A 13,414-nucleotide genomic window follows, 5' to 3' on the forward strand; every position below is an offset into this window, starting at 1 on the left:
TGGGGCCTTCGGGCAGCGGCAAGTCGTTTTTTACCAACCACATGGTACGCCAGTATTACGAACAGGGCGCCCATGTATTGTTGGTGGATACCGGTAACAGCTACCAAGGTTTGTGCGAATTGATCCACGGCAAGACTAAGGGAAATGACGGGGTGTATTTTACTTATACGGAAGACAGCCCGATTGCTTTCAACCCTTTCTATACGGATGACGGTGTATACGACATAGAAAAACGTGAGAGCATCAAAACACTCATATTGACCCTGTGGAAGCGCGATGACGAGCCGCCTACCCGGGCGGAAGAAGTAGCTTTATCCAACGCGGTAAGCGGCTATATTGAGCACATTAAAGCAGGTGCGGCACCTTCCTTTGATGGCTTCTATGATTACGTTCAGGGCGACTATCAAAAGGTACTGCAGGACAAGAAAGTCAGGGAAAAGGACTTTGACCTGGCCAATTTCCTGAACGTACTGGAACCCTATTATAAAGGCGGTGAGTATGACTATTTGCTCAATTCCGACAAACAACTCGACCTGCTGTCCAAACGCTTTATCGTATTCGAGATTGATGCCATTAAGGACCATAAAATCCTGTTCCCGATTGTAACCATTATCATCATGGAAGTATTCATCAATAAAATGCGCAGGCTAAAAGGGCAACGGAAGCTGATTCTGATTGAAGAAGCCTGGAAAGCTATTGCCAAGGAAGGTATGGCGGAGTATATCAAGTACCTGTTCAAAACGGTACGAAAGTTTTTCGGCGAAGCCATTGTGGTTACCCAGGAGGTAGATGATATTATCCAGTCACCCATTGTCAAGGAGAGTATCATCAACAATTCTGATTGTAAGATACTGCTGGACCAGCGCAAGTACATGAACAAGTTTGATGACATCCAGGCGATGCTGGGACTTACTGATAAGGAAAAAGCACAGGTGCTCTCCATTAATATGAACAACGACCCATCGCGGCTATACAAAGAAGTATGGATTGGGCTGGGCGGCACACACTCGGCTGTGTATGCTACCGAGGTAAGCCTTGAGGAGTACCTGGCATACACCACAGAGGAAAGCGAAAAGATGGAAGTGATGGAACTGGCCAAAGCATTGGGCGGTAACGTGGAACTCGCCATACGGCGTATCGCGGCTCAGCGCTGCGAAAGTCAATTATAAGTAATAACCATAAAATCCAAAATGATGAAACGAATGATGTATGTGGTGTGGATGGCTATTGAATTAGCCGCTGCACCGGTGAAGGCCCAATGGGTGGTCAGCGACCCGACCAACCTAGCGCAGGGGATTGTCAATACGGTAAACCAGATTGCGGAGACCTCGGCAACGGCGACCAATACGCTGGACAGTTTTAACAAGATCAAGGATGTCTACAATCAGGGCAAAGAATATTACGATGCCCTGAAAGCGGTCAACAACCTGGTACAGGATGCCCGCAGGGTACAACAGACCGTATTGCTGGTCGGGGATATTTCTGATATGTACGTGACCAGTTTCGGCCTGATGCTGAACGACCCGAACTTTACCACGCAGGAACTGAATGCCATAGCCTTTGGTTACAGCAAGCTGCTGAATGAAACAACCGGCCTGCTGGATGACCTGAGCCAGATCATCAATGTGACGTCCATGTCCCTGAGCGATAAGGAACGTATGGATATCATTGAGAGGGTATACAAAGAGGTACTGCATTATTACAACCTGGTGCGCTACTATACCAAGAAGAATATTTCGGTAAGCATCGTCAGGGCCAAGAAGCAGAATGATACCCAACGGGTATTGGAACTTTACGGCAGTGCCAACCAAAAATACTGGTAGATGATCGCGCTTGCTATTGAATTTGACAACCTGCACGAGGTATTGCGCTCGCTGTATGATGAGATGCTGCCGCTCTCGGCAGAGATGGCGGCTGTGGCCAAGGGGCTTGCCGGGCTTGGGGCGTTGTTTTATGTCGCCCTGAATGTCTGGCGGGCACTCAGCCGCGCCGAACCCATTGACCTGTTTCCGTTACTGCGCCCGTTTGCCATTGGTTTGTGCATCATGTTTTTTCCCACGATGGTGCTGGGCACCCTGAATGCCGTACTCAGCCCTATTGTGACCGGGACACATGGCATACTGGAGGGACAGGTACTGGACCTTAATGCCTTGCAGGCGCAGAAAGACCAGCTGGAGCATGAAGCCATGTTGCGTAACCCGGAGATGGCTTACCTGGTGTCGGATGAAGAGTTTGACCGGCAGCTGGATGAACTGGGCTGGTCACCCTCCGACCTGGCCACGATGTCGGGCATGTACCTGGAACGCGGCATGTACCAACTGGAGCAGGATATTAAAAATGCCTTCCGGGAACTGTTGGAAATCCTGTTCAATGCCGCGGCGCTGGTCATTGACACCCTGCGTACTTTTTTCCTTATCGTACTCTCGATTTTAGGGCCTGTCGCTTTTGCCATATCGGTGTGGGATGGTTTTCAGTCGACCATGACCCAGTGGTTCACGCGGTACATCAGCGTCTATTTATGGTTGCCGGTATCTGACCTGTTCAGTTCCATGCTGGCCAAGATACAATCATTGATACTGGAGCGTGATATCGAAATGCTGTCCGACCCGTCCTACATACCGGACACCTCCAATGCCGTGTACATCATCTTTATGATCATTGGCATTGTGGGATATTTTACCATACCTACGGTAACAGGATGGATCATACAGGCAGGCGGGGCCGGAAATTATACGCGTAATGTCAACCAGGCTACACAGAAAGCAGGCAATGTGGTGGGCGCCGGCACCGGGGCTGTAACAGGAAACATTGGCGGCAGGCTTATGAGCAAATAATCATTTTTAAAACCTGAACTATGGAATTTAAAACATTAAGGAATATAGAGAACAGTTTCAGCCAGATCAGGCTGTATGCCATTGTATTTACGGTATTGTGCCTTGGGATTTCAGGCTATGCGGTCTTTGAGTCGTACCGCTTTGCGAGCGTGCAACGTGAAAAAGTATATGTACTGGACCAGGGCAAATCGCTGATGCTGGCCTTATCGCAGGATGCGAGCATCAACCGGCCCGTCGAGGCACGGGAGCATGTGAGGCGCTTCCACGAACTCTTTTTTACCCTTGCCCCGGATAAGGCAGCGATTGAAAGCAACATGAAAAGGGCCTTTAACCTGGCCGATAAAAGCGCCTTTGACTATTATAAAGACCTGTCGGAAAAAGGGTACTACAACCGGATCATATCGGGAAATGTACAGCAGCGCATTGAAGTGGACAGCGTGCAATGCAATTTTGAAAAGTACCCGTACAGTGTGCGTACCTACGCCAGGGAATACATCATCAGGGCAAGCAATGTTACCAGGCGCAGCCTGGTGACCTCCTGTCTGCTGGTCAATTCGGTACGCTCGGATGTGAACCCACAGGGGTTTAACATTGAGCAGTTCCGTGTGCTGGAGAATAGGGATGTTGAGGTTATGGACCGGTAAGGACTGCAGTATGGACAAGTTTATCAAAGCCCTACAATCTAGCAGGGAAAACCTTGAGGGCTACTGGAAGCGGCTGCCGGCTTACCGGAAACGTAAAGTAATAGGGTATGCCTTTGCAGTATACTGCATTATAACCCTTGTGGTAATCGTGCAGGTTGCAAGGCAATTCGGAAGCCATGCCCAAACAGTAGCGATAGAACATATTGAGAATCCTGTCGTGAAATTACAGGAGAAGAATTGAATAGCAACAATCGTTAAAAGAGAAAGCAAATGGAAAATGAGAAAAGGAAAACAGTGGTACAGGTTACCGACGGTACGGCACCTCCGGCAACAGGAAAGGCAGCTTTCACTAAGGAGCGCTTTAAGAAGCCCGTTATCTTTGGTATAATGGGACTGGCCTGCGTGCTGTGCCTGTACCTGATATTTGGGCGAGATTTAGGAACCAAAACTACAGAACAGAGCAAATCTGGTATCAACGGTGCTGTTCCACAAGCCTCCGGTGAGGGCCTTCCCACCGATAAGGGGAAAGCGTATGAACAGGAAATGCTAAGGGAGCGGGAGCAGCAAAAAAGGGCGGCTATGATGCGCCTGTCGGACTATTGGCAATCGGATAGCATTACTGAAGCTACATCACGCCCCAGCCCTGCGGGATCCGATGATACTCCCGAGGATGCAAACCCAAAAGGTAACGCTGCCCTTAGCAGTTACCGCAGTATGCAACGTTCTTTGAACACCTTTTACCGGCCAGAGACGGCGCAGGATGCCCTGCGAAAAGAAAATGAGGCACTGAAAGAAAAGCTGGAGGCCCGCGAAAGCCCGCAGGGGCGTAGCATGGATGACCGGTTGGCACTGATGGAGCAATCGTATAAGATGGCAGCCAAATATTTTCCGGGTGCCGGTCCCTCTGCGGATACCGGCACTACAACACCGGATACCGGGGAAAAAGAAGAAGGTGATTATGTGGCCCTTTATCCCGGTAGGCACTCTGTAGTTTCGCAGTTGCAGCAACCTCAAAGTGACTCGGTAAAGCTGGCACGGCTTGCCAATGCAGGCTTCCGCAGTTTTACGACCGCCACAGGGGCGGAAGAAAATACTATTCCCGCTAACAGCATCAGGGCGTGTGTCCACCAGACCGGTAAGGTAACTGCGGAGAGTAATGTGCAGCTGCGGCTGCTACAGGAGGCCCTTATCGGGGGCATAGTCCTCCCCAGAGGCTCTATATTGAGTGCCGTTGCGAAGTTCCAGTCCAGCCGCTTGCAATTGACGGTGGTATCGCTTGAAATTGAGGGTAGCATCCTCCCGGTGAAACTTGAGGTGTACGACCTGGATGGGCAAAAGGGGCTGAATATACCCTATTCTCCCGAGGTTTCTGCGGTAAATGGTACCCTTGCCAACATGGGCAATACAGCCGGGGGTAGTTTTACCATTAATCGTTCGGCAGGCCAGCAGGTGGCAGCCGATGCCAGCCGGGGGCTGATACAGGGGGTTTCGGGCTACTTCTCAAAAAAGGTGAAGGCGCAGAAGGTAACCCTAAAGTCCGGCCACCAGGGATTTTTAGTATCAAAAAAGCAATAACTTAAAATTAGGATCATGAAAAAACTATGTATACAACACGTATTGATGCTACTTCTGATAGTTAGCCCAATAGCTGCCATAGCACAGGCCAGGCAGGCCGAAAGACTCGCACTCGGCACTATACCGGCCTACAGTGTCGAGGTCACCTATGATAAAACCTCGCATATTATCTTTCCTTCAGGTATCCGTTATGTGGACCTGGGCAGCGATTATATCGTTGCGGACAAGGCTGCCGATGCGCAGAATGTCCTGCGTGTTAAAGCAGCAGTACAGGAGTTTGCCGAAGAGACAAACTTTTCCGTCATCACGGAAGACGGCCAATTTTACGGCTTTAACGCCTGCTATAGCAGCCTTCCGGCGGAAATGAGCTACAACCTGGCCACGGCAGGCCGTGCTGTAAGCCGTGAACAGTCGGCTGACGTCCAGTTCGAAGAGCTGGGCGGTCCGGCTTCGCTCACGGGGCTGCTTATGGAAACGCTGTACAGGAACAACAAAAAAGAGATTAGGAACATTAAATCTGACAGCTACGGAATGACATTCCGGCTAAAAGGAATTTTTGTTCATCAGGGCAGGTACTACTTCCATATTGAATTGGAGAACGATACGTACGTGCCTTTCGTGCCGGATTTTATCACCTTTACCATCGCCGACCGTAAGATAGCCAAGAGGACGGTCATGCAGCAGAAGACACTTGACCTGTTACGCACCTACAGGCCACTCTTGCCGGTACACGGACATACATCGGAGCGCAATATTTACCTGCTGGATGTCTTTACCTTATCCGAGGGACAGGTCCTGTTGATAGAAGCCTATGAAAAAAATGGCGGCAGGTCGCAGGTACTGAAAGTAAAGAACAGTGACCTTGTCAGGGCGAAGCCGCTGGAAAAGCTAACGCTTAAACTATAGGCAGGAAAGAAAGGCATTGCACAGGAAAGCAATCCTTTTTATCTTTGTGTTACATATAGAAAATCTTAAAGTGTTTTTGCTTTAAGTCTCGTCACTGAAAACTGGTAATTTTTAAAGACTTCGAGGCTAAGTAGGGACGCTCATGCTACGGCGTGGGCGCTCGCTTATGCGAAGTCTAGGTATACCAGTGCCTCAGTGTCCGTAAGTGTAGTGGTCTGCGCCTATTTTTTTGGCAAAGAAAACACAGGACCTGCCAACGCAGCTGCGACATTTGCTATACAATTGCAATTCAAAAGAATCAGATGCTATGGTACACCAGGCTGCAAAACTTCAGATGCAACTTTCAGAAAGTGATTTTCCTTTTAGTAAGAGGATGAGAAATTTTTTTACGTATGTGGGACTTTCTACTGTAAAAGACCTGACGCTGATTCCGCTTACTACGTTTGTGTGTTTTAGGGGATTTAAAGCACAATGCCAGCAGGAACTTCTGGCATTTATCGAATTTGAAGGGATAGAAGATTTGTTTGAAGGATTTTCACAATGGAAAAACGATGCAAAGCAGCCTCCCGTATCGTCTCGAAGTAGACAGTGACAATCCTACTTACAGTTTAAACTACAGGCAATGCTTCTGCTACTTTAATCCAATACTATTTTAAAAGCTGCAGGTGGAGGAATTCCACTCGTATTTATTTACCATACTATACGATGGCTATTTATCCTAAAAATTAGTATCTGCCAAAACTACGTCTACTATAGAACCGTCGGGTTTATAATACAGTAGCCTTGCAAAACCGTATGTCGGACTGAACCAGTACTTGCCTTTGTATTGCCCAATCTCCTTTATATAGTTGGTATTTCGGCCCTCTACCACATAACATACGAGCTTACTGTTTTTGAATGTCAGGGTATCAGTTACAGTCCTTTCAATAGTATGCTGAAACGTTTTATTTTCAGCAGGCTTTAACGCAGATTTCCTAACCGTCAGTTCCACTTCGGAGGAGCTGATCAGTTCCGGCGGATAGTTAATCCTGGGGAACGGCACTACCTCGGTAAAGGCGAAAGCACCTAGCCTTGGCGGATGTAAAAAGATGCCTTCCGCACTTTCATCTACACCGGTAGTTTCTTCGAAGGACTGGGAAGAATCGCAGTTGCTGTAGTTGTACGTAATCCCTTTCTGCCCAGCTAGTACCGATGCGACACTGGAGGTGCCCACCGATAATTTCAGGGTGCAGTTACTGAGGGCAGTACCGGAGGAATCGCTAAATGTGACATTATATGTCCACTGCCTGCCATCACTATAAATAGCATCACCTTCTTCAGGGCTATTTTTCTTTTGCCCGCAGCCCGACAGCCCTGTAACAATTGCAAGGGCTGTGGCCAGCGGCAAAAATCGTAAGCGGTATGCTAATGATTTAAATCCTGTAAACTTCATCCGTAATATAAATTTGTTCTGATACTTTTGGTGTAAATATAACCTGAGAAATAGGACCATCCAACTCATCAGCCGATTCTTCGGTATAGCAGCGCTCAGAGGTTATGTACAGGTGGTCAAAGGGAAATTCCCCTTTACCAGGTTCCGGTTTGGTACCCGCTGCTTTGGCTACGGGTTGTACGACACCGCCGCCTCCGAACGATTTCTTGGTCCTGACCGTTACCGTTTTGGTACCGTTGGGATGGGTCACTACTGTCCTTTCATTTTCATAATCCACATTGGATGCCACGACCGATACTGCTGCGAGCACTAAGATAGCAATAACAATCCAGTTACAGTCCAGATCTTCCGGTTTGTCATACACTTCCTTCATTACTTCTTTGCCGTCTTTCATCCCTATCAGCTCAATTTTGTCACCCTCCAGGCGGCTATTGACCGCCAGATAGGCATATTTGCCATCGGGGCTATAGGTTATAGCATATTGTGCCACCGTTTTACCCCTTTTTAGTCCATCAAGAACATTGTAGGAAATGCCAAACACGTCCTCTTTTTTGATCTCGACAGGGTTGAAGGTGAGTTCCCATTGTTTTGCGCCATTGGTTTCAATGGTAATCCCGTCGAAGGAGTTTTTAAAGCCTTCCAGGATTAGTCCGTCCTTTTCACTGCGAAGGGTTGCATTACCGGTTGTGTAATGGTTCAGTCCCTTAAAATTAACTGGTGTAGCCATAAGTAAAATTTTTTAATGGTTATACCTTCAAATGTACAGTGGGTGAAGCCCTATTTTGCAAGCAGAAACGGTACACTATCGGGCAATTAGCGGCCAATTGCATCCGGGTACTGCTTTTACCTTCATAAATGAAGATAAGGCAACGATACCTGAGACCCGGTGTTAGAGCAGCGGCAAAACAAAACGCGCCTGCCGGACAAATGGAGCAGGGCTTATCCCGATGCTGTTGCCTGGCAGGCGCATCCGCTTTCAAACGCGAAAAGGCGTTCCCACCAGTAGGAGCGGATTGCCTTTTAGTGTGAGTGCGGGCTAATCAGCCAGCCGCTAGCGTTTGGTTTAGGAAAGGTAACAGCTTGTCAAATCATAACTTATAAAATCTCCACCTATACAGGTTGTACTCAGGAAAAAACTACCAGTATTTTTCTCATCAAGCTTGGCCTAATTTCATACTACAGATATAAAAGTCAGATTTTGTGCGTAGATAAATTATTCGTAGATTTGCTATGACTGACTAAACAGTCACTTAATTGATATACTATGACAACAACAGAAACAGCAAAAAATTATTTCGATGCCATGGTGGCTGGAAATTTTGACCAGATGACCAAATTAAGAACTTCAGATTACGTTTATTGGTGGAGTGGTGAGGGATCCTGGCCGTTTGGAGGTTACCAATCAAACGAAAACCAGGCAAAACTGTGGGGCATCGTAGCAGAACGATTTCCGGAAGGAATGAAAATGACGCTCAGATCTATTACGGCAGATGATGAGCGGGCAGCGCTTTATGTTCATATACGGGGAACGCGAAAGGATGGACGTATTTACGAAAACAATGTGATGCTGCTTTTAACCTTTAAGAATGGCTTAATTAATGGGCTTTATGAATATTTAGATACCATAATGGTTAATGAATTATTCTGTGGCCCGATGGATGATGTAAAGCATATTTAAAACCATTTAGTATGCAACCGAAGTATACGAATTTAGCTTCGGTTGCCTAAAAAATTAAATCATACTTATGGATAAAAGGGAAAAGCTACTTCAAACAGCATTACAATTGTTTGTTTCACAAGGATTTAATGATACACCAACAAGCAAAATTGCAAAAGAGGCAGGGATAGCAACAGGGACCTTGTTCTATTTTTTTCCGACTAAAGATGAGTTGATCATTTCACTTTACTTGAAATTAAAGGGGCAGGCAGCAGAAAGTATACATGTTGCATTGGCTGAAGTTGTATCAACAAAGGAAGTAATCAAAACTTATTATACAGAATCGCTCAGGTGGTCGCTCAATAATCCCAACGAATTTTTGTTTCTGGCACAGTTCTCCAATTCTCCCTATCTGAAAAGAATTGGTGCTGATGAAGTGTCTGCACAGATAGCACCGGTATTACAACTTTTTCGTATGGCCATCGGGGAGCAACAGATCGTTGACATTGATGTAAATTTATTATACGCTTTGATCAGTAATCAGGTATTTGGAGTAAATCAATACCTTTCATCAAGTAAATTCAATAAGAAAACACAAAACAAAATTATCGAAGATACATTCTCTATGTTTTGGAGAATGATTCAGCGCCGATGAGTAACTGCATGCAAATAAGAAAATGAAAATAATAATAACAGGAGCCACAGGAATGATTGGCGAAGGCATTTTACTGGCTTCTCTTGATCATCCCGAAATTGCCGACGTTTTGATGGTAAATAGAAGAGCTTCTCCATTAAAGCACCCGAAGCTTTCTGAACTGATTGTTAAAGATTTTACAGACTTAGCTGCTCATAGCGACCATCTAGGCGGCTACGATAGCTGTTGGTATTGCGCAGGAATAAGCTCATTGGGTATGAGTGAGCAGAAATACAGTCACATCACTTTTTTTACCACCATATTATTTGCAAAGGAACTTGCCCGATTGAATCCCGAAATGGTTTTCTTCTACTTATCGGGAGTATATGCAGATAGTTCGGAAAATGGAAAAATAATGTGGGCAAGGATAAAAGGCAAAACAGAGAACGCATTAAATGAGTTGCAATTTAAAGCTGCTTACAGCTTCAGGCCAGGTTTTATTATTCCGTTGAAAGCACAGAAAAATGTGCGGTTTATTTATAAAGTACTTAAACTTATATATCCTTTTCTCTTTCCAAATAAAACCTTGACTTATGATGAAATTGTAACTGCATTAGCTCGAATACTGACACTTGGATACAATAAAAATATTTTAGAAATAAAAGATCTAAAAATAATTGCCAAGCGGGCTGAGTGTACTAAGTAATTCAAGGATTTATCTATATAGATAATCTAGTATTATGACTTCGTTCAGCCGGTACATTTACGGCGGCTTCTATAAGCTCTTTAGGCGCTTCTCTGTTAAAAATTGGCAAAGTATTGGCCGCTTATGGGCTTGTTACATGGCTGTGTAGCTTTACTGCTTATGAAAAAACAATGGCTTGCGCTACTTTTCTAGGTACTTTTCCAATTAAACTCTATTTGGTAATATAGGGATCGGTACTTTAAGACCGCCAAAACAGTTCGCGACCGCCCGGCAAATGCAGCAGGGTTTATCCCGATGCTGTTGCCTGGCAGGCGCATCCGCTTTCAAACGCGAAAAGGCGTTCCCAACTATAGGGAGGGATTGCCATTTTAAGCTGAAAATGCGGGTTAATCAGCCAACCGCTAACGGTTGGCTGCGAAAATTCCCCAAATTCATAAAGAAACCCCTCTCAAGGGTAAACCCCTGCCTGAAAAGCTGCCATAGCAGGCTGCACCCCATCTGTGCCAGTACGGAATTGATAAACAAATCCTGTTTTTCGAGTGCTTCGGCAAGGGAGCAGCTTGGCAGGTCTTCGGTATCGCCTTGTGTGAGCAATTCCTCAAATTCCTGTGTAACCGGTGGCAGGCTGCTTACAGGTGTAAACTTTTCAGATGCAGGCTGATTAATACTGCCGATAGTGGAGAGTATAACCTGCCCCGTGTCCCTGCCGTTGCCGAAGTCCATCCAGTAGCGGGGCGTATCAGAACGTTTCGCGTTCAAATCTAAATCGTCCAACACTTCGGCTATCCCGAAACGGGCTGCTGCGGTGTCCACGCAGGAAATATAAATCGCATTCCTGCCCGTTGCTGTATCAACAGTAAAAGGCTTTTCAACGGCTTTCCATGCCGTCCCAAAAAAGCGGTTGGTACGGGTAATGAGGGCGGTGGCTTTGGATAAACCCACTTCACACTTTGCAAATAACTGCCTGCCACGGTTGGCATCCGTAATTACATCATCATCCCACAGGCTGACCTGAAAGCCTGCATGCCCCAACTGTTGCAGGCTGTGTGACATCCGTGCCAAGCCTGTCAGCACTTGCGAGCCTGTACCGCCTGCCCCGATAAGGCACACAGTTATAGGGTTGGTAGGGTTTAGTAGTTCGGGGGCTATTAAGTGGGCTTTTACTTTTGTTTCCATCACAGTAAATTTTTAAGGGTTAACGGTGTCGGTCGCAGGGTGTCGGTCGGGAACGGCTTTTCAGGGTCAGCCATCAGTTCCCTGTACAGGTTAAACAGGTTCACGCCAACGGGGTTGTGTTCGTTGATGTGGTGCGAAAAATAACTCCCGAAAAAATACCCCTGCCATGCCGTAATAAATTCCTCTAAGGTGGCAGCCGATTTAATGGCTACGTTTACATTACCCATACACACGCTGCCTTTTTGATAGAGGTTAAAGAATGGGGCATGGTATAGCGTTGTTTCCGCTTTGGGCTTGGTTTTGCCTTTGAGCGCAAAGAGTTGCAGTTCCTTTTTAGTAGCTTTCCACACGAGCGCAGGCAGGGCAATTGTTCCATTGGCTAAGCCGAGGCTTTCGGCAAAGTACAGCTTTTGGCGTTGGGGCTTGGTATACCATACCACGCTGCCGTTATTGGAGGGGTCAATATGTAACACCTCGGCAGGCAGAATGCCCTCTGGCCGCAAAAATGCCTTGCCTGCCTGCTCACGGGTGTCAAGGGCTTTGGCAAGGCTTTGCGCTTCCCTGACCGTAAGCGGGTGCGGGTTTACGGGGCATCCCGTTTCGTCCATATCATAATATTCGATATACGGGGCAGCAAAACCGCTTGTGGTAAAAACCATAAGGGCTGCTTTAGGCTGGTAGAGTGGGACGTTAGGTGTCATAGTCATAGTTATTTAAAAGGTAACACAATTCATTTAAAAGGGGGAACAAACGGCATTCAAAACCGAGGGTATCGTTGTCCTGCGGTTGCCCGTCAAAAATGCGTTTCAGGACAGGCTCCTGCTTTGACACGCTTTCATTAAAATAGGCGTTAACCGACTGTTGCACATTTTCATACAGCCACCCGTCAGTACAGGCGACAAAACCGATATATTTTTCCATCGTAATACAGTCGTAATTATCAAAATCATCGTTTTCATAGTCGGGTAGGCAGTCGGTATCGGCATGGCGGTATAAGGAAGTTTCAGGATAGTCCTGCCACAGGGTGTAAAATTTTTGGGCTATACGGTGGCACTCCGTATCAAAAGGGTCATGGGGCTTAAAATCCGCAAGCCATTTCCCGAAATGCTCAAGGTGTACGGTATTCCACAGCCTGCGCAGCATCACTTCCCCGTAATGCAGGGCAGCCCGTAACTGGCTTACATACTCGTAATAGTCTTTTTGCTCCCAATCATCGGGGTCGTTAGTAACCCATTCCGATACCATTTCGTACTGCCAGTACAAAAAACTGTCCTCGGTATAGTAAGGAATATGTACGGTATGGAACAGGTAACTAAAAATACAAAGCAGCAGCCGTGCGCCTTTGCGGTGCTTTTTATCCTGCATCATATAATGCAGGGGCAGCACAGGAATGTAAAATAAGGTATTGCCTGTGTAACAGGTTTCCGTTGCCTGCACTATAAAATTTCTGTTATGCTCCAACACGTCCATCTCAATATGCTGCGGGTAGGTTTGGTTGAGCAGCCTGCCCGTTTCGTGCAGGGCAACTTCCCTGCCGTAGGGATAGGCAAAGCCTGTAGTGTCCACAGGTTGTACCCTATAATATTCGCACAGCAATTGTAAGCTGCGGTAAAAATTTTTCTTTTCTGTACCGCCTGCGATTGCCTGCCCCGTGTAGTGGGGCAGGAAACGGGTTTTCAGAAAACCATAGGCAGCAGCCCCGCAGGGGCTGACCTCGGGCGGTCGGCAAGCACTTCGGCAGTGTCTTTCCTGCGCTGCAGGTTTATCAGGAACTCGCCTGCGTTTTTGTGCAGCAGCTTTTGCCTTTTGTTTTGGGGCAGCCGTAACTGCCCCGCTATTATCTTTTGCAT

The 13,414-nt window shown here is 46.8% G+C and carries 16 protein-coding genes; 11 read left to right on the forward strand and 5 right to left on the reverse strand.

What is annotated here, in order from left to right:
• The 8 genes from ABS766_RS16450 to ABS766_RS16485 all read left to right on the forward strand — a co-directional run.
• Positions 1-1,169, forward strand: a 1,169-nt coding sequence (locus ABS766_RS16450) for a TraG family conjugative transposon ATPase (protein WP_408086293.1), incomplete at its 5' end; no start/stop codon positions are given.
• A gap of 24 nt (positions 1,170-1,193) precedes the next feature.
• Positions 1,194-1,823 (forward strand): DUF4141 domain-containing protein, encoded by a 630-nt coding sequence (locus tag ABS766_RS16455; protein WP_408086307.1) that lies wholly within the window; start codon positions 1,194-1,196, stop codon positions 1,821-1,823.
• Between the two features lie 15 nt (positions 1,824-1,838).
• On the forward strand, positions 1,839-2,834 hold the full coding sequence (gene traJ / locus ABS766_RS16460) for a conjugative transposon protein TraJ (protein WP_408086308.1): 996 nt from the start codon (positions 1,839-1,841) through the stop codon (positions 2,832-2,834).
• A gap of 20 nt (positions 2,835-2,854) precedes the next feature.
• On the forward strand, positions 2,855-3,478 hold the full coding sequence (gene traK / locus ABS766_RS16465) for a conjugative transposon protein TraK (protein ID WP_408086294.1): 624 nt from the start codon (positions 2,855-2,857) through the stop codon (positions 3,476-3,478).
• 10 nt (positions 3,479-3,488) lie between these two features.
• Complete coding sequence (locus ABS766_RS16470) at positions 3,489-3,719, forward strand: hypothetical protein (protein WP_408086295.1); 231 nt, start codon at positions 3,489-3,491, stop codon at positions 3,717-3,719.
• Positions 3,720-3,748: 29 nt separating this feature from the next.
• Positions 3,749-5,053, forward strand: a complete 1,305-nt coding sequence (gene traM / locus ABS766_RS16475) for a conjugative transposon protein TraM (RefSeq protein ID WP_408086296.1) — start codon at positions 3,749-3,751, stop codon at positions 5,051-5,053.
• A gap of 15 nt (positions 5,054-5,068) precedes the next feature.
• Positions 5,069-5,959: a conjugative transposon protein TraN gene (traN, locus tag ABS766_RS16480; RefSeq protein WP_408086297.1), complete on the forward strand. Its 891-nt coding sequence runs from the start codon at positions 5,069-5,071 to the stop codon at positions 5,957-5,959.
• 229 nt (positions 5,960-6,188) lie between these two features.
• Complete coding sequence (locus ABS766_RS16485; RefSeq protein WP_408086298.1) at positions 6,189-6,551, forward strand: hypothetical protein; 363 nt, start codon at positions 6,189-6,191, stop codon at positions 6,549-6,551.
• A 126-nt stretch (positions 6,552-6,677) separates the two neighbouring features.
• Here the strand turns inward: ABS766_RS16485 and ABS766_RS16490 are convergent, their stop codons facing one another.
• Both ABS766_RS16490 and ABS766_RS16495 read right to left on the reverse strand, forming a co-directional pair.
• The gene (locus ABS766_RS16490) at positions 6,678-7,391 is read right to left on the reverse strand and encodes a hypothetical protein (RefSeq protein WP_408086299.1); all 714 of its coding nucleotides are present in this window, start codon (positions 7,389-7,391) and stop codon (positions 6,678-6,680) included.
• The gene (locus tag ABS766_RS16495; RefSeq protein WP_408086300.1) at positions 7,372-8,118 is read right to left on the reverse strand and encodes a hypothetical protein; all 747 of its coding nucleotides are present in this window, start codon (positions 8,116-8,118) and stop codon (positions 7,372-7,374) included. The genes ABS766_RS16490 and ABS766_RS16495 overlap by 20 nt, the downstream gene beginning before the upstream one ends.
• Before the next feature lie 537 nt (positions 8,119-8,655).
• On the opposite strand from ABS766_RS16495, the gene ABS766_RS16500 reads away from it, so the two are divergent.
• The 3 genes from ABS766_RS16500 (at position 8,656) to ABS766_RS16510 (ending at position 10,388) form a co-directional block, all read left to right on the forward strand.
• Positions 8,656-9,069, forward strand: coding sequence for a nuclear transport factor 2 family protein (locus ABS766_RS16500; protein ID WP_408086301.1), 414 nt, complete (start codon positions 8,656-8,658; stop codon positions 9,067-9,069).
• A gap of 67 nt (positions 9,070-9,136) precedes the next feature.
• A complete protein-coding gene (locus ABS766_RS16505; protein WP_408086302.1) occupies positions 9,137-9,703 on the forward strand; it encodes a TetR/AcrR family transcriptional regulator in 567 nt (188 codons plus the stop codon).
• 22 nt (positions 9,704-9,725) lie between these two features.
• Positions 9,726-10,388: an NAD-dependent epimerase/dehydratase family protein gene (locus tag ABS766_RS16510; RefSeq protein WP_408086303.1), complete on the forward strand. Its 663-nt coding sequence runs from the start codon at positions 9,726-9,728 to the stop codon at positions 10,386-10,388.
• A gap of 390 nt (positions 10,389-10,778) precedes the next feature.
• On the opposite strand, the gene ABS766_RS16515 is transcribed toward ABS766_RS16510, so the two are convergent.
• From ABS766_RS16515 to ABS766_RS16525, 3 genes are all read right to left on the reverse strand, one after another.
• Positions 10,779-11,564: a PRTRC system ThiF family protein gene (locus ABS766_RS16515; RefSeq protein WP_408086304.1), complete on the reverse strand. Its 786-nt coding sequence runs from the start codon at positions 11,562-11,564 to the stop codon at positions 10,779-10,781.
• The gene (locus ABS766_RS16520) at positions 11,564-12,265 is read right to left on the reverse strand and encodes a PRTRC system protein B (RefSeq protein WP_408086305.1); all 702 of its coding nucleotides are present in this window, start codon (positions 12,263-12,265) and stop codon (positions 11,564-11,566) included. Before ABS766_RS16520 ends, ABS766_RS16515 begins: the two co-directional genes overlap by 1 nt.
• Positions 12,255-13,414: hypothetical protein (locus ABS766_RS16525; protein WP_408086306.1), on the reverse strand; the 1,160-nt coding region annotated here is incomplete at its 5' end. The genes ABS766_RS16525 and ABS766_RS16520, both read right to left, overlap by 11 nt.

Origin of the sequence: Flavobacterium rhizosphaerae (assembly GCF_046000445.1) — a bacterium.
Classification (GTDB): domain Bacteria; phylum Bacteroidota; class Bacteroidia; order Flavobacteriales; family Flavobacteriaceae; genus Flavobacterium; species Flavobacterium rhizosphaerae.